Annotated in this window: 15 protein-coding genes and 1 pseudogene; 8 read left to right on the top strand and 8 right to left on the bottom strand. The window is 72.2% G+C overall.

The window, feature by feature from the left end:
* The first annotated feature begins 2 nt into the window (after nucleotides 1–2).
* The 4 genes and pseudogenes from rodA to HOO61_RS20570 all read left to right on the top strand — a co-directional run.
* The gene (gene rodA / locus HOO61_RS20585; protein ID WP_172258995.1) at nucleotides 3–1,187 is read left to right on the top strand and encodes a rod shape-determining protein RodA; all 1,185 of its coding nucleotides are present in this window, start codon (nucleotides 3–5) and stop codon (nucleotides 1,185–1,187) included.
* Between the two features lie 143 nt (nucleotides 1,188–1,330).
* Entirely contained in the window at nucleotides 1,331–3,304 is a 1,974-nt protein-coding gene (locus tag HOO61_RS20580) for a TIGR03960 family B12-binding radical SAM protein (RefSeq protein WP_172258996.1), read from the top strand.
* A 124-nt stretch (nucleotides 3,305–3,428) separates the two neighbouring features.
* A complete protein-coding gene (locus tag HOO61_RS20575; RefSeq protein WP_172258997.1) occupies nucleotides 3,429–3,797 on the top strand; it encodes a hypothetical protein in 369 nt (122 codons plus the stop codon).
* Nucleotides 3,794–5,308, top strand: a pseudogene (locus HOO61_RS20570) (glycosyltransferase); the annotation flags it as partial. The gene HOO61_RS20575 and the pseudogene HOO61_RS20570, both read left to right, overlap by 4 nt.
* Nucleotides 5,309–5,360: 52 nt before the next feature.
* On the opposite strand, the gene HOO61_RS24340 reads toward HOO61_RS20570, so the two are convergent.
* Genes HOO61_RS24340 through HOO61_RS20560 form a run of 3 tightly spaced genes read right to left on the bottom strand, consistent with a single transcriptional unit; the run spans nucleotide 5,361 to nucleotide 9,006 of the window.
* Nucleotides 5,361–6,941, bottom strand: coding sequence for a DUF2142 domain-containing protein (locus HOO61_RS24340; RefSeq protein WP_253942385.1), 1,581 nt, complete (start codon nucleotides 6,939–6,941; stop codon nucleotides 5,361–5,363).
* 11 nt (nucleotides 6,942–6,952) lie between these two features.
* The gene (locus HOO61_RS20565) at nucleotides 6,953–8,068 is read right to left on the bottom strand and encodes an acyltransferase (RefSeq protein WP_172258999.1); all 1,116 of its coding nucleotides are present in this window, start codon (nucleotides 8,066–8,068) and stop codon (nucleotides 6,953–6,955) included.
* Nucleotides 8,065–9,006 carry a hypothetical protein gene (locus tag HOO61_RS20560; protein WP_216658880.1) on the bottom strand — a complete coding sequence of 314 codons (942 nt, stop codon included), beginning with the start codon at nucleotides 9,004–9,006 and terminating at the stop codon, nucleotides 8,065–8,067. The genes HOO61_RS20565 and HOO61_RS20560 overlap by 4 nt, the downstream gene beginning before the upstream one ends.
* Before the next feature lie 120 nt (nucleotides 9,007–9,126).
* Between HOO61_RS20560 and HOO61_RS20555 the strand changes: the two genes are divergently transcribed.
* Together HOO61_RS20555 and HOO61_RS20550 are read left to right on the top strand one after the other, a co-directional pair.
* Complete coding sequence (locus tag HOO61_RS20555) at nucleotides 9,127–10,338, top strand: hypothetical protein (RefSeq protein WP_172259000.1); 1,212 nt, start codon at nucleotides 9,127–9,129, stop codon at nucleotides 10,336–10,338.
* A gap of 10 nt (nucleotides 10,339–10,348) precedes the next feature.
* Nucleotides 10,349–11,455 (top strand): glycosyltransferase family 1 protein, encoded by a 1,107-nt coding sequence (locus tag HOO61_RS20550; RefSeq protein ID WP_172259001.1) that lies wholly within the window; start codon nucleotides 10,349–10,351, stop codon nucleotides 11,453–11,455.
* Between the two features lie 28 nt (nucleotides 11,456–11,483).
* Here HOO61_RS20550 and HOO61_RS20545 read toward each other — a convergent pair whose 3' ends face one another.
* The 3 genes from HOO61_RS20545 to HOO61_RS20535 are packed head-to-tail and all read right to left on the bottom strand — an operon-like array spanning nucleotide 11,484 to nucleotide 13,575.
* Nucleotides 11,484–12,386 (bottom strand): glycosyltransferase family 2 protein, encoded by a 903-nt coding sequence (locus HOO61_RS20545; RefSeq protein ID WP_367650139.1) that lies wholly within the window; start codon nucleotides 12,384–12,386, stop codon nucleotides 11,484–11,486.
* Nucleotides 12,383–12,775, bottom strand: coding sequence for a DUF2304 domain-containing protein (locus tag HOO61_RS20540; RefSeq protein WP_172259002.1), 393 nt, complete (start codon nucleotides 12,773–12,775; stop codon nucleotides 12,383–12,385). Before HOO61_RS20540 ends, HOO61_RS20545 begins: the two co-directional genes overlap by 4 nt.
* Nucleotides 12,772–13,575, bottom strand: coding sequence for a glycosyltransferase family 2 protein (locus HOO61_RS20535; protein ID WP_172259003.1), 804 nt, complete (start codon nucleotides 13,573–13,575; stop codon nucleotides 12,772–12,774). The genes HOO61_RS20540 and HOO61_RS20535 overlap by 4 nt, the downstream gene beginning before the upstream one ends.
* Before the next feature lie 57 nt (nucleotides 13,576–13,632).
* Here HOO61_RS20535 and HOO61_RS20530 point away from each other — a divergent pair, with 57 nt between their 5' ends.
* Both HOO61_RS20530 and HOO61_RS20525 read left to right on the top strand, forming a co-directional pair.
* Nucleotides 13,633–15,582 (top strand): hypothetical protein, encoded by a 1,950-nt coding sequence (locus HOO61_RS20530; protein WP_172259004.1) that lies wholly within the window; start codon nucleotides 13,633–13,635, stop codon nucleotides 15,580–15,582.
* Nucleotides 15,583–15,594: 12 nt separating this feature from the next.
* Nucleotides 15,595–16,314 (top strand): TIGR03936 family radical SAM-associated protein, encoded by a 720-nt coding sequence (locus HOO61_RS20525; protein WP_172259005.1) that lies wholly within the window; start codon nucleotides 15,595–15,597, stop codon nucleotides 16,312–16,314.
* On the opposite strand, the gene HOO61_RS20520 is transcribed toward HOO61_RS20525, so the two are convergent.
* Entirely contained in the window at nucleotides 16,269–17,489 is a 1,221-nt protein-coding gene (locus tag HOO61_RS20520) for a glycosyltransferase (protein ID WP_172259006.1), read from the bottom strand. The genes HOO61_RS20525 and HOO61_RS20520 overlap by 46 nt on opposite strands.
* Nucleotides 17,479–19,251, bottom strand: coding sequence for a glycosyltransferase (locus HOO61_RS20515; protein WP_172259007.1), 1,773 nt, complete (start codon nucleotides 19,249–19,251; stop codon nucleotides 17,479–17,481). The genes HOO61_RS20520 and HOO61_RS20515 overlap by 11 nt, the downstream gene beginning before the upstream one ends.
* Nucleotides 19,252–19,385: the final 134 nt, after the last annotated feature.

The following is a 19,385-nucleotide window of genomic DNA, read 5'->3' as shown; positions in this document are numbered from 1 at the left end:
CGATGACCGTCCTGTCCACCCGGCCCACCGGTCGTCCTGCCCGGCCCCTGCGCGCGGCGACGAGCCTGCGCGCCCCAGGACTCGACTGGCTGCTGATGCTGGCCGCGCTGGCGCTCGTCACCCTCGGCACCCTGCTGGTCTGGTCGGCCACCTCGACCCGCGCCGACCTGACCGGCGGCGACCCCAACGCCTACCTGCGCAAGCAGCTGGTCAATGTCGCAATCGGTTTGGTGCTGATGGTCGCCGTCCTCGCCACCGACCACCGGTGGGTGCGCATCCTCGCGCCGCTGGCCTACCTCGCCAGCGTCGGCGGCCTGGTCATGGTGCTCGTGGCCGGCAGCACGATCAACGGGTCCCGGTCGTGGATCCAGCTCGGCGGCATGTCGATCCAGCCCGCGGAGTTCGCCAAGCTCGCCGTGGTGATCGGCATGGCGCTCGTCGTGGCCGAGCGCACCGAACGACGGTGGGGCCGGCGCGTGGGCAGCCTCGAGGTCGTCGTCATGCTCGCGATCGCCGGGGTGCCCGCGGCGCTGATCCTGCTCCAGCCGGACCTCGGCACCATGCTCGTGCTGTCGGCGACGGTCTTCGGCGTGCTCGCGGTGGCCGGCGCCGGCCGGCTGTGGCTCGCGGGCCTGACGCTCGGCGCGGTCGGCGGCGCCGTCGTGGCGGTGTCCATGGGCGTGCTCAAGCCCTACCAGGTCGACCGTTTCCTCGCCTTCACCAACCCCGGGCTCGACCCGCGCGGCGCGGGGTACAACGTCGAGCAGGCGCGCATCGCCGTCGGCAACGGCGGCCTCCTCGGCCAGGGCCTGTTCGACGGGTCCCAGACGCGTTCGGGGTTCGTGCCCGAGCAGCACACCGACTTCATCTTCACCGTCGCCGGCGAGGAGCTCGGCCTGGTGGGCGCGGGCGTCCTGATCCTGCTCGTCGCGGTCGTGATCTGGCGCGCACTGACGATCTCCGCCCAGGCCCCCGACCTCTTCGGCCGCGTCGCCGCTGCCGGTATCGCCTGCTGGTGGGGGTTCCAGGCCTTCCAGAACATCGGCATGTGCCTCGGCATCATGCCCGTCACGGGCGTGCCGCTGCCGTTCGTGTCCTACGGCGGCAGCTCGCTGTTCGCAGGCATGCTGGCACTCGGCCTGCTGCAGAACATCCACCTGAGGTCGGCGGGCCCGCTGCGTCGATGAGCGGGGGCCGCTGAGCCTCGCTGAGCCCCGCTGAGTAGGCCGCACCACCCGCGTCGACGTAACCTTGAGGGTCGACGCGGCCGCCGTGCCCGTCCTTCCCTGGTCCCGAACCGTGTCCCCAGCCATGTCGAGGTGTTGCTGTCATGTCCGTCGCGTCGGTCTTCCCGCGCCTGGAGGCGAGGCTTCCGTCGGTGCAGAAGCCCATCCAGTACGTCGGTGGCGAGCTCAACTCGGTCGTCAAGGACTGGGACTGCGCGGAGGCGTCGGAGACCGGCGGCCCGACGGTCCGCTGGGCGCTGATGTACCCCGACGCCTACGAGGTGGGCCTGCCCAACCAGGGCGTGCAGATCCTCTACGAGGTGCTCAACGAGCGCGACTGGATCCTCGCGGAGCGCACCTACTCGGTGTGGCCCGACATGGAGCAGGTGATGCGCGAGGGTGACGCGCAGGGACCGATCCCGCAGTTCACCGTCGACAGCCACCGCCCGGTCGGCGCCTTCGACCTCTTCGGCCTGAGCTTCTCGACCGAGCTCGGCTACACCAACATGCTCAACGCCCTCGACCTGGCCGGGATCCCGCTCCACGCGGTCGACCGCGGTGAGGACGACCCGGTCGTGATCGCCGGCGGGCACGCCGCGTTCAACCCCGAGCCCATCGCCGACTTCGTCGACGCGGCCGTGCTCGGCGACGGCGAGGAGGTCGTGCTCGCCATCTCCGAGGTCGTGCGCGAGTGGAAGGCCGAGGACCGTCCGGGCGGTCGCGAGGAGCTGCTGCGCCGGCTCGCGGTCACCGGCAACATCTACGTCCCGCGGTTCTACGACGTGGCCTACGCCGCCGATGGCTCGATCGAGGCCGTCGTGCCCAACCGCCCGGGCATCCCGTTCCGGGTCCGCAAGCACACGCTGATGGACCTCGACCAGTGGCCCTACCCGGCCAACCCGCTCGTGCCGCTGGCCGAGACCGTGCACGAGCGCTTCTCCGTCGAGATCTTCCGCGGCTGCACCCGCGGCTGCCGCTTCTGCCAGGCCGGGATGATCACCCGCCCGGTGCGCGAGCGGTCCATCGAGACCATCGGCGACATGGTCGAGAACGGCATCCGCAAGTCGGGCTTCGAGGAGGTCGGCCTGCTGTCGTTGTCCAGCGCCGACCACACCGAGATCGGTGATGTCGCCAAGGGGCTGGCCGACCGCTACGAAGGCTCCAACGTCTCCCTGTCGCTGCCCAGCACGCGCGTCGACGCCTTCAACATCACCCTGGCCAACGAGTTCTCCCGCAACGGGCGCCGCTCGGGCCTGACCTTCGCTCCCGAGGGTGGCTCGGAGCGGATGCGCAAGGTGATCAACAAGATGGTGAGCGAGGACGACCTCATCCGCACCGTCGCAGCGGCGTACTCCCACGGCTGGCGCCAGGTGAAGCTCTACTTCATGTGCGGCCTCCCCGAGGAGACCGACGAGGACGTGCTCGCCATCGCCGACCTCGCCAAGCGCGTGATCAAGACCGGCCGCGAGGTCTCGGGCCGCAACGACATCCGCTGCACCGTGTCGATCGGCGGGTTCGTGCCCAAGCCGCACACGCCGTTCCAGTGGGCCCCGCAGCTCGACCACGAGGCCACCGACGAGCGGCTGCGGCTCCTGCGCGAGGTGGTCCGCGAGGACAAGAAGTACGCGCGTGCGATCGGCTTCCGCTACCACGACGGCAAGCCCGGGATCGTCGAGGGCCTGCTCTCGCGGGGTGACCGCCGTGTCGGCCGGGTCATCGAGGAGGTCTGGCGCGACGGCGGCCGCTTCGACGGCTGGAGCGAGCACTTCTCCTACGACCGCTGGATGACCTCGGCGGAGAAGGCGCTGGCGGGCACCGGCGTCGACGTCGACTGGTACACCACCCGCCCGCGTGACTACGACGAGGTGCTGCCGTGGGAGCACCTCGACTCCGGCCTCGACAAGGACTGGCTGTGGGGCGACTGGGAGGACGCCCTCGCGACCGCAGACGGCGCCGACATCGAGATCGAGGACTGCCGCTGGACGCCCTGCTACGACTGCGGCGTCTGCCCGGAGATGGGCACGGAGATCCAGGTCGGCCCGACGGGCCAGAAGCTGCTCCCGCTCTCCGTCGTGTGAGGGTGGTCTGACCTCGGGCCTGCCCGGCGGCGGTCCCGGCTTGGGATAGCCTGACGCGCGCACGGAGCAGGTCCGGCGCGCACCGCGCGCGGCAGCAAGGCAGGCAGCAGGCGGAGGAGACAGGGTGACCCAGGACGCGACGACGGCGACGGGCGAGTCGGAGGTCGAGCGGCTCCGCCGCGAGATCGCCGAGGTCCGCCACGAGCTGCTGCTGAGCCGCGACCAGGTCATCGGCAGCGACGCCGAGGTCGGTCGGGTCAACCGCGACCTGACCCGGCTCACCCAGGAGCTGCGCTCGACCACCCGCAAGCTGCGCCGCACGACCGCCCGCCGCGACGAGCTCCAGCAGCGCCTCGACCGCTCCCGCAAGCGCCAGGAGGAGCAGGTGCAGCGCCTGCGCAACCGGGTGGCCCAGCTCGAGGGCGAGCTGTCGGCAGCACGCACGTCGTTCCCGCGACGCGTCGCGCGCGCCGTGCGCCGGCGGCTGCGGTGAGCCCGGCACGGGCGGGCAGCCGCGGGGAGGCCCCGCTCTTCTCCATCGTCACACCTGTCTTCGACCCGCCGATCGAGGTGCTCGAGGAGACGATCGCCTCGGTGCTCGCCCAGGAGCACCGCGACTGGGAGTGGATCTTCGTCGACGACGCCTCGACCGACCCGCGCGTGGTGGGCACCATCACCCGCCACATGCTCGCCGACGAGCGGATCCGGCTGCTCGAGCGCGACGTCAACGGACACATCGTGGCGGCGTCCAACGACGGCATCGAGGCCGCGCGTGGCGAGTTCATCGTGCTGCTCGACCACGACGACCTGCTGACCGCCGACGCGCTCGCGGTCAACGCGCGCTGGATCGCCGAGCACGACGACGTCGACTACCTCTACTCCGACGAGGACAAGGTCGACGACCGCGGCCGCACCTACGGCCGTTTCGCCAAGCCCGACTGGTCCCCGGAGCGGCTGCGCGGCCAGATGTACACCTCGCACCTGTCGGTGATCCGTACATCGGTGGTGCGCGAGGTCGGCGGCTTCCGCGAGGGCTACGACGGGTCACAGGACCACGACCTGGCGCTGCGCGTGGGTGAGGTCGCCCGCCGCGTGGTGCACATCCCTGAGGTGCTCTACCACTGGCGTGCCGTCGCCGGGTCCGCGTCCGCCGCGATCGATGCCAAGCCGTATGCCACCGTCGCGGGTCAGCGCGCGGTGCAGGACCACCTCGACCGCACCGGGGTGCCCGCCCGGGTCGAGCAGGGCGCCGAGCCCGGCCGCTACGTCATCCACCGCGACCTCGACCCGGGCATCCGCGTGTCGGTCGTCATCCCGACACTCGGCCAGAGCGACCTCGTCTTCGGGCGGCGGCGGGTGATGGTCGTGGAGGCCGTGCGCTCGCTCCTGGCCCGCACCGAGCACCGCGACGTCGAGGTGGTCGTCGTCCACGACGCCCCGACCCCGCCCGAGGTGCTCGAGCAGCTGCGCGAGGTGGCCGGGGACCGGCTGGTGCTGGTGCCCTACGCCAAGCCGTTCAACTACAGCGAGAAGATGAACCTCGGCGCCGTCGCCGCCACCGGCGAGCGGCTGGTGCTGCTCAACGACGACGTCGAGGTGATCTCCGATCGCTGGTTGGAGAACCTCGTCGCGCCCCTCGACGACCCCCGGGTCGGGATGACCGGCGCCAAGCTCTACTTCGCCGACAGCACCGTCCAGCACGCCTGCCACGCCTACTGGGGCACCCACTACCGGCACCCGTTCCGGTTCTGGACACGGGACGAGGCCGGTCCGTTCGGCGAGCTCGTGGTCAACCGTGAGGTCAGCGGCGTCACCGCGGCCTGCGCGGCGATGAGGCGCGAGACCTACTTCGAGGTCGGCGGCTTCACCGAGACGCTGCCGGCCAACTTCAACGACGTCGACCTCTGCTACAAGGTCCGCCACGTCGGCCGCTCGATCGTGTGGGTCGCCAACTGCGAGCTCTTCCACTTCGAGTCGCGCACCCGCGAGGGGAAGGCCGAGGCGTGGGAGCGCTACGCCGTCGTACGCCGCTGGGGGATCCCCGAGGAGGACCCGTTCACACCGAGTGCGGTTGCCTCTCCGATGATCGATCCGCACCGGATCCTGCGGGAGCGGATCCGTGAGGCCGATCCCGGCCTTCGAGCCCCTGCCGCAGTGCCGCCGCCACCACCCAGGTGAAGCCGAGGGACGCCGCCAGCCAGACCAGCGTGGCGTCCGGCGCGGAGCTCCACCACCACTCGAGGTCGTCGCCGAAGATGATCTTCGAGACGTCCAGACCCGTGACGTAGCGCCGGATCTGGATGTGGAGCGAGACGGCGTGGGTGAGACCGAGCGCCGCGACGATCGCCCAGTAGGCGACGGGCGTCAGGCGCAGCGTGGTGTCCCGGGTGCCGAGCAGGCTGAGCCCGGTGAAGATGAGCAGGATCGGCAGCACGTAGCGGGGCTGGACGCCCTCCCCGACGAGCACGTGCGACTGCATCAGCAGGTACATCGGATGCACGAAGAGGGCAGCGCCGATCAGTGCGAGCCCGACGAGCTTGGCCGGGAACATCCGGCGCCAGCCCTGGAGGAGCACGCCGAACCACACCGCGATGCCGAGCATCGGGACCATCGGCGGGAAGGGGGTGTCGAACCAGCCGATGTTGCCGAGCGGCCCCGAGCCGAACATGCCCAGCCACAGGGTGGGCAGCGAGGAGAGGTTGATGAGGAAGAGCTGCGTCGTGGTGAGCTCGATCCGTGTGTAGCCGAAGCCGTCGGTGAGCGCCGAGGCGTGCCCCGACGACAGGAAGATCGCGGCCGCCAGGGCGAACGAGATCGCGGCGGCTGCCGTCACCACGGGAGCGCGACGCAGGTGGCGCACGCGGAGGATGACGACGAGGGCGACGCTCATCAGCACGAACAGGCACCCGTCGGCACGGGAGCCCGAGCCGATGAAGGCGGCGAGGACGGCGAAGGCGGCCAGCGCGTTGCGGCGCCAGCCCTCCTCCTCGTACGCCACGTAGAGCGCCGGCCAGAGGGTCGCGGCCCCCAGGATCGCCCAGCTGCTGGGGTTGGTGGAGGCGAGCACGGCCACCAGCAGAGGCACGGACATGAGCACGAGCGGCACGGCCGCGAGAGGGCGCCGTCGACGGGGCAGCAGCGCAGCGAGGCCCGCCACGAGCGCGACGGCGATCAGTGAGTTGACCATCCGCATCACGGCGACGGCCGGCCCGACGTCGGGGCCGACGAACAGCGACATGGTGGCGTAGAAGTACGGCGGGTAGGCGCCACCCCAGTTCCCGTGGTCGATCCCGGTCTGGGGGCCCTTGAGGGTGAACTGCTCCTGGCACGCTGCGCTCGCCGCGAAGTCGCCGCCGTAGCAGATCCCGGCACCGGAGGCGAGGTACGGGAGCAGCCGGTGGTCGGGCATCCCCTCCATCTCTCCGCAGCGGTCAGGGTCGATGCCCTGGGCGCACCAGATCGAGGCCAGGTGGTAGTCGTCGTCGGGGGACGAGCCGGCCGGGGAGGCGATCGACCAGCCGGCGAGTGCCGCGAACGCGGCGAGGCAGGTGGCGACCCACGCGGCAACGGTCCTCGCGGTGGGGCGGGAAGTCGTGCTTGCGGCTGCGGGCGCGGCCCCGTGATTGCCCCTCGACATGAGGGCAGAGCCTAGCTTCCGCCGGGCTGTGAACCCCGAACCGGGTCACCGGGACCGGGCTCCGACGAGGACGGGTGGTCGCCCGCCGGCGGTGCCGTCGGACGAGGCTTGTGACGCAGCGCCGGTCGCTCGATGAGCCGCCACGACGCGATCGCCAGCAGCCACACCACCGGAGTCGCGAGGGCCATCATCACCCAGGGGTCGTCCACGCCCCACTGCACCAGAGCCTGCTGCACCGGGAACGCCCAGATGTAGACGCCGTAGGACGCGTCACCCCATCGGACGAGCACCTGCCCCACGGGGCGGACGGCGTAGGCGAACCAGTAGGACAGGTAGACCGCCGCCGGCGTCCACACCAGCACCCGGACGGCGTCGGGGCCGAGTCCCGACGCGACGCAGAGCGGCACCAGGGCCAGGGCGACGGGCCACGCGAGCACGATCCGGTCGCGCCACGTGTAGGCGGCGGCACCGAGCGCGAAGGCCGACAAGACGTAGGTCGCGCCGACGGCCTCCGACGTCACGGTCACCCACCAGGCCGCCCACACCAGGCTGAGCCCGGCGAACGTCGTGACCAGCCACCGGCGGCCCAGCAGGCCCGCCAGCCCCAGCAGGAAGAGGCAGAAGTAGGCGAAGACCTCGACCGGGAGGCTCCACAGCGGCCCGTTGACCCCGGGGTAGAGGTTGCCCTCGAAGACGCCCGGGAGCGGCGCCCCGAACGTGTAGAGCAGGGTGACCCGCACCGGGTAGATCCACGTCTCCCACGACGAGTAGTACGACGACAACGACCGGCTCGTCACGAGCGGCCCCAGCACGAAGGCGGTCACGAGCGCGACCGTCGCCAGGGCGGGGAGCAGGCGCAGGGCGCGCTTGACCCAGAAGTCGCGCGGCGACGGGTCGTGCTCCCAGCTGCGGCGGATCAGCAGGCCGCTGACGGCGAAGAAGACCAGGACGCCGACGTTGCCCAGCGTCGTGCCGAACTGGTGCAGCGGCTCCTCGCGCCCGACGAGGGCGAAGGAGTGTGACACCAGGACCGACCACGCCGCCATCAGCCGGAGCACGTCGAAGTTGTTCTCCCTGCTGCCGAGCCGGTCCGCGAGGCGTACGCCGCGCAGCTGGGGGACGGTCATCCGACCGCGTCGCGCAGCGGGCGCTGCGAGCCGGTGGTGAGGTCCTGCACCACCAGGTGGGCGATCTCGTCGAGGCGCGCGCTGCCGGAGAGGTGGGTGAGGTTGCCCGAGGCGTCGCGCGACTCGCGGAAACGGGACTCGACGTAGCCCTCGGCCGCCGACAGCGCCCGGAGGTCGCCGAGCTGGTCGAGCCGGACGAAGTAGGCGTTGTTGCCGTTGCTGTTGCTGCCGACGAAGGCGTAGCCCTTGCGCTCGGCGAGGTCGCACAGGGCACCGAGCGAGGCGCCGAAGAAGAGGTGGGAGTGGTGCGCCGCGCGCCGCGTGAAGTCGGCCGCGTAGGGGACGGTCACCTTGGCCTCCGGGCCGAAGACGCTGTTGTACTCCGCGACGACGACGACGGGGGAGACGACCTCGATCGCCTCCCAGACCCAGTAGTCGTTGCCGTCGATGTCGATGCTCAGCAGGCCCACCTCGCCGGTGAAGCCGGCCGAGGTGAACAGGTCGTTGATGTTCTCGCGCGTGATGAAGCTGGCGACGGCGGTGAGGTCGTGGCGCCAGTGCTCCGCCATCGTCGTGATGCTCGCGACGTTGGCCTCGCTGCCGTCGATGACGAGGCCCCGCCAGTTGTCCTTGACCAGCAGGAAGCGGGTGTTGGACTCGCGGTAGGTCTCCACGCCGAACTCGATGAAGCTCTCGGGAGCGTCCACGTGCTGGAGCAGGTACTGGATGATGCCGTCGTCGCCGAACTGGGAGAACACGCGGAACTCCACCTCGCGCAGCGACGACACGCTCGCCGGCAGCTGGCGCGCCAGCATCGTGCCCGTCAGCACCCGGTTGAGCTCGATCTCCCGGGTGAGCTGACCCGGCGTCTGCGCGCGCACCTGCTGGAGCACCTGGGCCACCCGCGGTGAGCCCGCCACCAGTCGCTCTCGCAGCATGTCGTCCCCTGTGTGTCGGCGTCTCGGACGGCTCGGACGATACAGGTCCACCGCGCCGTCACCGCGGAGCGGTCGCGCCGGTGCCTCGACGGCGGGTGCCCACGCCTACGATGGCTGATCGTGTCGAGACGATCGCAGCTGGTGGGCTCGCCGACCGCCCTCGTCCTCGGTGCGTCCCTGGTCAGCGGCGTCTCGGGCTACCTCGCGCTCATCCTCGCCGCCCGGACGCTCAGCCCGGCCGACAACGCCGAGTTCCTCGTCTTCTGGGGCACGGTCTTCGCGCTCTACGGCGTCCTCATCGGCGTCACCACCGAGACCACGCGCGCCGTGACCACTGCCCGCGACGACCGGCCCGCGACCACGCCGCTGATGCCGGTGGTCGTGGGCTTCGGGCTCACGCTCGTGGCCGTCGTCGCCCTGAGCGGGCTGGTCTGGGCGCCTGCTGTGCTCGGCGCCGACTGGCTGGCCCTGCTCGGCGCCACCGCGCTCGGCAGCGCTCTGTTCGCCGTCCACGTCGCCGTGTCCGGCGTCGCGTCGGGTCGGGGGGCCTGGTCGGGCTACAGCCTGCTGGTCGCCGGCGAGACGGCCTCACGCCTGCTCCTCTTCGTCGTCGTGGCGCTCACCGCCGCCAGCGTCACCGGCTTCGCGGTGGCCAGCGCGGTCGCGTCTGGCTTCTGGCTCCTGGCGACGCTGTTCTCGCGCCGCTACCGCGACCTCTGGAACCAGCGCGTGGAGGCCGACGTACGCGGACTGCTCCGGCGGCTCGTCGCCTCCTGCTCGGCCACCGGCGTCTCGGCGCTGCTGCTCGTCGGCTACCCGGTGCTGCTGCGGGTGACCACACCCGACGACGTCTTCGCGGGGGCGGCGCCCCTCGTGCTGGCCGTCTCGCTGTGCCGCGCCCCGCTGCTCGTTCCGCTCGGCGCCTACCAGAACGTCGTCGTGTCGAAGGTGGCCGCGCACGGCGTGCGCGCGCTGGTGCCGGTGCTGGTCGGGCTCGGCGCCGTCACCGCGGTCGGCGCGCTGGCGGCGTGGCCCGTCGGGCCCTGGGCGCTCCGGCTGGTCAACCCCGACTACCACGTCGACGGGCCCGTCTTCGCGGGCCTCGTCCTCGGTGCGGGGCTGGTCGCGGTGCTCACGGTGACCGGAGCGGCGGCCGTGGCACTGGACCACCACACGGTCCACCTCGCGGGCTGGATCGCCGCCACCGTGACGACCCTCGGGGTGCTGCTCGTGCCGGGGATGCTCGAGGCCCGCGTCGTGACGTCGCTGCTGGTCGGCCCGGCGGTCGGGGTGCTCGTGCACCTCGTCTGGGGGCGGCGGCGCATCCGTTAGGGTCTGGGCCGTGCCAGAGCGTCCCCTCGTCCTCGTCGACATGCTGTCCTACACCGGCACGAAGGGCGGGATGGAGACCTACACGCGTGAGCTCTACCGCGCGCTCGGCCAGCTCGACACCGGCCTCGACTTCGTGGCGTTCGCCAGCAAGGAGGGGGCCCGCCTCGACCTGTCCTGGTTCCCCGGCGAGGTGGTCGCCTCGCGCATCAGCGGCGAGAACCGCTTCGTGTGGGCCTTCGGAGAGCTGGTCGCGTCGAGCTGGGTCGCCCGGCGCCGCCGCGCGGACCTCGTGCACTCACCGGCCACGCTCGGCCCGATGTGGACCTCGATGCCGACCGTCATCACCATCCACGACATGCTCTACTGGAGCCACCCGGAGCTGATGACGACCCCGCTCTACACGCGCCCGGTCATGTGGATGGAGAAGCGGGGAGCCGCCAACGCCTCCCACGTCATCACCGACAGCCAGGTCTCGGCCGACGAGATAGTGAAGTACCTCGGCTTCCCGCGAGAGCGCCTGCACGTCACCCTCCTCGCGGCCGAGCACCCCGACACCCCGCCGTCGCTCGACCGCGCCACCGACAACCTGCTCCTGGCGAGCGGCCAGCGACGCCCCCACAAGAACTGGGACCGGCTGATCCGCGCCCTCGCGCTGGTCGAGGAGGAGGCTCGTCCGCGGCTGGTGATCACGGGCGGCCGCGGCGAGGACCCGCTGGCGCCGGTGGTCGCGGAGACCGGAATGGGCAACTGGGTCGAGCTCCGCGGCTGGGTGGACGACGACGAGCTCGCCGACCTGCGCTCCCGCGCCCGGGCAATGGCCTTCCCGACCCTGGCCGAGGGCTTCGGCCTGCCGATCCTCGAGGCGATGGTGCTGGGCCTGCCCGTCATCGCCTCCGACCTCCCGGTCCTGCGCGAGGTCGGGGGAGACGCCGCCCTGTGGTTCGACCCCTACGACCTCGACTCCATCGCCGACGCGATCCGCACGGTCGCGACGAAGCCCGAGGTGCTGCCCGTCATGGCCGCCGCGGGCCTCGAGCAGGCCGCCCAGTTCAGCTGGGAGCGGGTCGCTCGCGAGACGCTCGACGTCTTCCGGACCGCGCTGGGCGGTCGCCGCTGACCCCTCGTCGCCGGGGGGTGGCCCGGGCTCAGCGCTCGGTCGCGTGCGCGAGCAGGGACCGTACGGCGCTGCGCTCGCGCTGGCGCAGCGCGGTGGGCAGCAACGTCACCGCGTGCAGCCGCGAGGTCCAGCGCAAACGCGCCGTGCGGGCGGCACGGCTCCACCCGCGATCGCCCATCTGCGCGGCGGCGGAGGCGTAGTAGCGACGCTCGTCGGCGAAGCGGGTGCCGTGCAGCAGGCTGCTCGCGGAGGCGCTCTGCGTGTGGCGACGGTAGGAGAAGCAGACGGTCGGGTCGAGCACAAGGGACTCGCCGGCGGCCGTCATGTCGATCAGCAGGGCGAGGTCCTGGATGATCGGCAGGCCGTCGCGGAAGGCGTAGCGCTGCAGCGCCTCGGTGCGGAAGACCAGGGCGGGCCAGTAGTGCCAGGCGCCCCGCAGCAGGCTGGTGGCCAGCCGCTCGCCCGAGAGCTCCGTGCGCCGCTCGACCGACGGCCGGATCGCGCGCTTGACCCGGTCGGTCAGCGGGTCGATCGGAGCACCGTTCTCGTCGATGACCTGGACGCCGACCTGGATCGTGGCCGCCGTCGGGAACTCGCGGTGGGCGGCCTTCACGGTCTCGACGAACGTCGGGTGCATGAGGTCGTCGCAGCCCATGAACATCATCAGCTCACCCGAGGCCAGCTCGCGGCAGCGCTGGTAGTTGTCGGTGATGCCCAGGTTGGTCTCGTTGCGGACGTAGGTGATCCGCGGGTCGTCCTCCGCGGCGAAGTGCTCGGCGACCCCCGGGTCGGGGTAGCAGTCGTCGACGACGGTGATCGTCCAGCCGGGGTCGGTCTGGGCCTTGACGCTCGCGACGGTGGCGTAGAGCAGCGCGGGGTCACCCCAGAAGGGGATGAAGACCTCCAGCGGGCTCGGGGTCGCGGCGCTCACTCGCGCGGCTCGTCGCTGGGCTCGCCGGTGCGGAGCGCACCGCCGGCGTGGCGGTGCTGGTCGATCTCGAGGCGGAGCAGGGCGATCTCCTCGGCGAGGGTGCGGGTGCGCTCCTCGAGACGCCCGAGCTCGGAGCTGTGCTGCAGCGTGAGCACCATGATGACCATCGAGGCGCCGAAGAACAGCAGGTTGGCGGGCACCTCGAGGCCGATGGCCTGCGAGGTGCGGATGAGGATCGCCGGGAAGGCCGCGACCGTGATGATCGACAGTGCGACCAGTGCCCAGATGAGGGCGTACTTCTCGCGCAGCCGGTGGCGGCGCATCATCTCGAACAGCGCGAGCAGGATGATGACCGAGCCGACCAGCCCGAGGATCGTGACGCCGCTCACGGGTGGGCCTCCTCGTGGGGATTGGCGGGCAGGGCCCCGGCCGCGACCGGCTCGGCCTCGAGGTCGTCGGCCGTCGCCCCCTCCTCGAGCTGGGCGGGCCAGTCGCGCACCAGCGCCAGCACGAGCGCCACCATCGCGCGGCAGAGGTAGACGGCCGCCTTCACCGGGGAGTGCGACGCGCGTCCCGCGACGCGGGCCCGCATCGTGACGGGCACCTGGGTGATCGTGCAGCCGGCGCGGGCCGCGATCACCAGCGACTCCACGGTGTCGCCGAGGTACTCGGCCGGGTAGTGGGTGGCGAAGACCGAGATGGCGCGGCGGTTGGACACCCGGAACCCGGAGGTCACGTCGGTGAGCCGCGTGTGCGCCAGTCGCGAGAGCACGCGTGCGAGCAGGACCATGGCCCAACGCCGCGGTCCCCGCACCTTGTAGGGGTCGTCGGGGGTGGCGAAGCGGGCACCGATCACGACGTCGGCGGTGCCGAGCTGGTCGAGCAGGCGCGCGAGGTAGCGCGGGTCGTGCTGGCCGTCGGCGTCGATCTGCACGGCGGCGTCGTAGCCGTGACGCAGGGCGTAGCGGTAGCCGGTGCGCATGGCGCCACCCACGCCGAGGTTGAAGGGCAACGGGCACACGGTCGCCCCGGCCGCCTGGGCCCGCTGCGCGGTCAGGTCGTGGGACCCGTCGTCGATGACGAGCAGGTCGGCGTGGGGGACGCACTGACGGATCTCGGCGATGGTCCCGCCGATGGCGTCCTGCTCGTTCCACGCGGGCACGATGATCAGCACGCGCTCGCCAGACATGGCCGCGATACTATCGCGGCCGCTCGTCCGTCCAACTCCTCAGGAGGCCTCGTCCCGGTGGGCCACGCAACTGTTGGCGCACCGCGTCGGACCCGGCTCGCCTCCCTCCCGTGGCACGTCGTCGCGCCGGTCGTCCTCTACCTCCTCGTCTCACTGGCGGGGGTGTCCCAGTCCTCGATCGGGGCACCGGAGCTCCGGGTCGACCCGGCCGACCCCACCGGCGTGATGCTCGGGGAGGCACGGGCCACGCGCTCGGACGAGTTCCTGACCGCGACCCCGCTCGTGCTGGGCGTGCAGGCGACCGGCCGGACCGAGGACCACAACCCGCTCACGGCGCAGCAGGCCGTCCTGAACGTGCTGCCGTCGGGTCCGGTGACGTCGGTGCTCTTCCTCGACGGCACGGTCCAGCGTGCGGGGCCCTGGCTGCCCGACAGCGTGCTGTTCGCCGCGCGGCACTGGCTGGGCGTCCTGCTCCTGCTGCTGGCGGCGCCCGCGTTCTTCCGCACCCTCACCGGAAGCCGCTGGATCGGCTGGTTCGCCGCGGCGCTGATCCTCTTCTCGCCGGCCAACGCGTGGTGGTCCGGCACCCACGCCAACCTCCTCGGGTTCGCCTTCGCCGGCGCGGTCGCGCTCGAACGGGCCGTCCGCGGGGTCGACGACCGACGTTGGGCGGCGGCCGGCGCCTGGTCGCTGCTCGCCGCGGCCCTCCTGGTCCGTACGCCGCTGCTCTACCCGCCGTGGGCGGTGGTGCTGGTGCCCGTCGTGGTCCTGGCGATGGTCGCCGGGCTGCTGGCACCGCGGCCCGGACGGGGCCGCCGCCTCGCGGTAGTGGCCGGCGTGGGCGTGCTGACCCTGCTGCTCCTGGCGGCCGTCTACTGGGAGAGCCGCGCCGCGATCGCCGCCTCGGCGGACACCGTCTACCCCGGCACCCGGGTGCTGACCGGGACGGCCGCCGCCGTGCAGTCGCTGTTCGGGGCGACCCACCTCGGGGTCCTCGCCGACGGCGTGACCGTGGTCGGGTCCAACGCGTCGGAGATCTCCTCGGCCTTCCTCGTCGCGCTCGTGCCCGCGCTCCTGCTGCTGGTGCGCGGCGTGCAGTGGCGGGTGCCCGGCCACCGCTGGGCCGTGGTCGCGGTCGCCGCCTCGACCGGGTGGTGGGCGCTCTGGACGATGCTCGACTTCGGGACCGTGGGCTCACGCCTCCCGCTCGTCAACATGGTCCCGCCGGCACGGGACGCGCAGGTGCTCGGTCACCTCGCCGTCATCCTCCTGTGCCTCGTCCTGCCGGGCGCGGCGGAGCGCGGCACCCGCACGCTCGCGGTGGTCGCGGCCGGGGCCGCCGCGCTCGTGTCCGGCTACGCCGGGTCCGTCCTGCGGGTGCAGAACCTCCCGGACATGTCGCTGGCCACCGTCTGGGTGGCTGCCGGGGGAGTGGGAGTGGTCGTCTTCCTGCTGACCCGGTGGCCCCGCCACGCGGCTGGTTACGTCCTCGGCGGAGCACTCGCGTTCTCCCTGGTGTGGGACGTCAACCCGGTGCTCGTCGGGCTCGGCGACCTGCGCGGCACCGAGGTCGCCCAGCAGATGGAGCAGGACGGGGACGCCGCCCGTGCGGACGGGGGCGTCTGGGCCTCGGACCACTACTCGGTCGACGCGCTGATGATGGCCACCGGCGTCCCGGCGTTCTCCGGGCGCCAGATGTCCGGGCCCGACCCGGAGGTCTGGGGCCGCCTCGACCCGGGCCGGGAGCACGAGGAGGTGTGGAACCGTGGCGGGGCCTACATCTGGTTCTCGTGGTCGGGCCGTGACGAGCTCGAGTGGACCAACCCGACGCCCGACGTGATCCACGTCGCCGGCTCGCCCTGCGTCGTCGCGGAGCGGCTGCCCCGGCTGACGACCGTCGTGGCCAAGCGCGAGCTCGACCTCGACTGCCTGCGTCCCGAGCGCACCTTCGACTGGGGCGGGGAGCCGCGCTGGGTCTACTCGGTCGAGGAGCGGGCCGGGCGATAGCCTGACCCCGCCATGCCCCGACAGGATCCTCCCCAGCAGCCACCCCCGGTCCAGCGCCTCCGCGTCCGCTACGCCAAGCGCGGCCGGCTGCGGTTCACCAGCCACCGCGACTTCTCCCGCGCGTTCGAGCGCGCCGTCTTCCGCGCGCGCATCCCGATGGCCTACTCGTCCGGCTTCAACCCGCACCCGCGCATCTCCTACGCCGGCGCCTCACCCACGGGGGCTGCGAGCGAGGCCGAGTACCTCGAGCTGGCCCTCGCGGAGGTGCTGGTCCCGGCCGAGGTGCACGAGCTGCTCGACGCCTCGCTCCCGCCCGGGCTCGATGTGCTGGCCGTGGTGGAGTCGCCGGGCGGCTCGCTCTCCGACCGGCTCCAGGCCAGTCGCTGGCGGATCGAGGTCGACGTACCCCGTCCCGACGCCCAGCGCGCGGTGGAGGCGTTCCTCGCCGCTCCGGAGGTCACGGTCGAGCGGATGACCAAGCGCGGTCTGCGCAGCTTCGACGCCCGCGGGGCCGTGTCGTCGCTCGCGGTCGTCGACGCGGCCGAGGGGGCACAGACGACCGTCGAGCTGGTCCTGCGGCACGGGGAGCCGGCCGTGCGGGCCGACGACATCCTCTCGGGGATGACGCGGCTCGGCGGGCTGGACCCGGCCGGTCCGGCGCTGCTGACCCGGCTCGACCAGGGTCCCTACGACGAGGCGACGGGCGAGGTGGGCGACCCCTTCGCCAGCTGAGCCTCCAGCGCCCGACGCACGGACGCCGCGACCGAGTCCCACGCCCAGGTGCTGTGGGCCTGCTCGGCGGTGGCCGACATCGTCGCGGCGTAGCGCTCGGTGTCGCGGGCGAGGTCGACCGCCTCGGCGAGGGCGCCGTCCCACTCGTGATCGCGGGCCAGCCGCCCGGTCACCCCGTCGGTGATGGCGGCGTCGAGCGACGGCGTGTGCGACGCGACCGTCCACGTGCCGACCACGGCGGCCTCGAAGAACTTCAGGTCCGACTTGCAGACGTTGAAGGCGTTGTGCTGGAGGGGCGCGACGTTGACCTCCACCTCCGCGATCGAGTGCTGCAGCTCCACGTAGTGCATGAACGGCACGAACTCGATGCGGTCGCGGAACTCCTCCAGCGGTCCGACGTCGTCGAGGAACCCGGCGATCCGGACGTCCACGTCGGGGTCGCGGGCGAGCAGGCGGGCCAGCGCGGGCGCGGCGACGGTGAAGTCGCGCACGTGCGAGGGGGTGCCGCTGAAGTAGCCGATGGTCACCGGGCCCGTGCGCCGGTAGCCGGACGACTGCTTGGCCTCGAGGAGGGTGCGGCTGTACTCCTGCTGCACGCGGTTGAGCACGTTGGGCACCACGTGGACGTGCTCGAGGGGCAGGTGGCGGGCGAGCTCGGCGCGGAGCGTCTGGTTGGTCGTGAACGCGCCCTCGCACAACCCGAGCGTGGCGTTGAGCCGCCCCATGTAGGAGAACCAGACGTCCCAGTCCAGGCTCACCGTGGCGTCGCGCCCCAGCGAGTCCATGACGAGGCCGGCGTAGGAGGTGTCGAACACGAGGTCGTCGGTGTCGAACAGGAGGGGTAGGCCGGCGCGCGCGGCCGTCGCGGCGAGGCGTCGCACGTTGCCGCCGTAGCGGTGGCGGGCGAGCACGATCGCGTCGAGCTGCGGCACGACCGGGAGCACGGACGGGATGTCGTCGTCGCTGAACCAGCCGGCGCCGACCACGCCGTCGGGGTCGCTGTTGACGGCCTCGACCACGTTGGCCACGCGGTAGCGGAAGGTGCTGGTGTCGGGCTGGCCGTAGAACCAGGCCACCTTCACGTCGCCGTCGAGCATCCGTCCCACGCGCTGCGTGACCGTGCTGTCCCACAGCACCGGCAGCGGTCCGGTGGGACGGGGGAGGTCAGCGAACATCGCCGGACCGCATCACGGCGGCGAAGCGCTCGACGAGGGCGTCGACGGTGGGGGCGAGGCTCGTCGTCCAGTCGCGTTCGATGGAGTCGGCCCGCAGGTTGGCCGCCCGCTGCTCCCGGTCGTCGGACAGCGCGAGCAGCCGCTGCATGCCCTCGAGCAGCCCGTCGACCGTGGCCGGGGCGGTGAGGATGTTGGCCGAGTAGTCGCTCAGGTCCTGCTTGCTGCCGTGGGTGTTGGTCAGCACGGGGACGCCCGCGGCGGCGAGGTCGAGCGGCGGGTAGGACGGGTGGGGCGTGTCCATCAGCACCAGCGCGGCGTCGATCGTGTGCACGAGCGCCTGGTAGTCGAGCCAGTTGAGGCCCTCGACGACGAGGGGCCTGGTGTCGCGCGGGAAGGTCAGGTCGGGCGTGCGGCGTCCGACGAGGTACAGCTCCCACTCGTCGGGGTCGAGGACGCCCTGCTCGACGGCGCGGGAGAGGACGGTGCCGCCGCGCCAGAAGAGGTTGCGGGCGTTCTCCGGGCGCGAGTAGAAGAAGAGCCGCCGCTTGCCCTCGGGCCGCGGGGCCAGGCCGGCGCCGTCGCGCGGCAGCCCGCCGGGGAAGGCCGGGGTGAGCGCGATGGCCTCCTCGGCCAGGTGCGGGTAGTTGTCGGGTGACCCGAGGTGGTCGAGCAGCCGCTGGGTGTTGACGACCACGGTGAAGCCGCGCTCGCCGAGGGTCTCGCTGCACATCAGTCGCTCGTCGCCGAAGGCGTAGAACATCCGCTCGTCCTCCTGCAGGAGGTAGAGCACCTGCTCGCGGGGGACCGTGCTGCCGAGCGTGGCGCGGGTCGTCCACCACGAGGTGGTCATGACGATCTCGTCGTCGGCGACCGCCAGCTCGGCGTCGCCCGACACCGGGACGTACGCCGTCTCCAGCGCGCCCTCGAGCCGGACGCCGGACGCCTGCTCGAGGGTGGCGACGACGCTCGGGTCCGGGGCCTCGGTACGGGTGGCGATGCGGAGGGTGGCGCCGAAGCGGTTGGCCAGCAGGATCGCGAGGATCACCGAGGTGCCGACGCCGCCGAACAGGCTGGACGGCCCCACGCTGTCGGTCAGCACGGTCACCCGCGGCGTCACCGACGTGAGGTGGGCGACCGGCAGCGGCGCGAGCTGCGCCCACTGCTGGGCGAACAGGCTGTCGAAGTAGGGCTCGCGCAGCCGGCCGCGGGGCGCGATCCGTCCCTCGTGCCGTCCGAAGCGCAGGTAGTGCAGCAGCGGGTTGGCGCCGCTCTTGGCGACGTCGACGTTCTGGCGCTGGTAGCCGGTGGTGGAGAACAGCTCGCTGGGGTCGTCGCCACGACGGGCGCCGAAGCGGAGGTAGTGGCGGACGAGGTCGGCGTCCTCGGGCAGGTCGGGGTGGAAGTGCCGGTAGTAGTCGGGGTCGAACAGGCCCGACTCGACGATCAGTGCGATGTCGTCGGCCAGGGGGTTCATGCTCCTGCCCTCCGCCCGGCCGATGCGCAGGTAGTGCACCAGCGGGTTGATCTTCGCCGCCGCCACCTCCGGGTTGCGCTGGAGGTAGGAGCGCGACGAGAAGGCCGCCGACGGATCCTTGCCGTTGAAGCCGCCGCGGGTGAGGTAGTGCTGGACCGGGTCCTTGCCCTGCTCGCGGAGCTTGGGGAGCTGCTGGAGGTAGAACTCCTCGTCGAACAGCTCGGACTCGCGCAGCAGGTCGGCGTCGCTGACCTCGCGTCGGTGGATCTTGCGCTCTGTCGTGGCCAACTCGGGCGTCCCCCTGCTGAGGATGTGGTGCGGACGTGGTGAGGATCGGACGGTGCATCCGGATGCCCGGGGAGCATATCGGCGGACCCCGGCACGCCCGGCCGCCGCGCGCCTTGGGGTCGGAGGCGGGCGGT

The sequence above is a fragment of the Nocardioides sp. zg-1230 genome (assembly GCF_013155335.1).
Taxonomy (GTDB): Bacteria; Actinomycetota; Actinomycetes; order Propionibacteriales; family Nocardioidaceae; genus Nocardioides.
Note: the sequence above shows the minus strand (reverse complement) of the source record. Positions and strands in the feature narration are given on the sequence as shown.

Coding starts and splice junctions, on each gene's coding strand:
- rodA (WP_172258995.1), top strand. CDS start 3: ATGACCGTCCTGTCCACCCGGCCCACCGGTCGTCCTGCCCGGCCCCTG.
- HOO61_RS20580 (WP_172258996.1), top strand. CDS start 1,331: ATGTCCGTCGCGTCGGTCTTCCCGCGCCTGGAGGCGAGGCTTCCGTCG.
- HOO61_RS24340 (WP_253942385.1), bottom strand. CDS start 6,941: ATGTCGAGGGGCAATCACGGGGCCGCGCCCGCAGCCGCAAGCACGACT.
- HOO61_RS20565 (WP_172258999.1), bottom strand. CDS start 8,068: ATGACCGTCCCCCAGCTGCGCGGCGTACGCCTCGCGGACCGGCTCGGC.
- HOO61_RS20560 (WP_216658880.1), bottom strand. CDS start 9,006: ATGCTGCGAGAGCGACTGGTGGCGGGCTCACCGCGGGTGGCCCAGGTG.
- HOO61_RS20535 (WP_172259003.1), bottom strand. CDS start 13,575: ATGTCTGGCGAGCGCGTGCTGATCATCGTGCCCGCGTGGAACGAGCAG.
- HOO61_RS20525 (WP_172259005.1), top strand. CDS start 15,595: ATGCCCCGACAGGATCCTCCCCAGCAGCCACCCCCGGTCCAGCGCCTC.
- HOO61_RS20520 (WP_172259006.1), bottom strand. CDS start 17,489: ATGTTCGCTGACCTCCCCCGTCCCACCGGACCGCTGCCGGTGCTGTGG.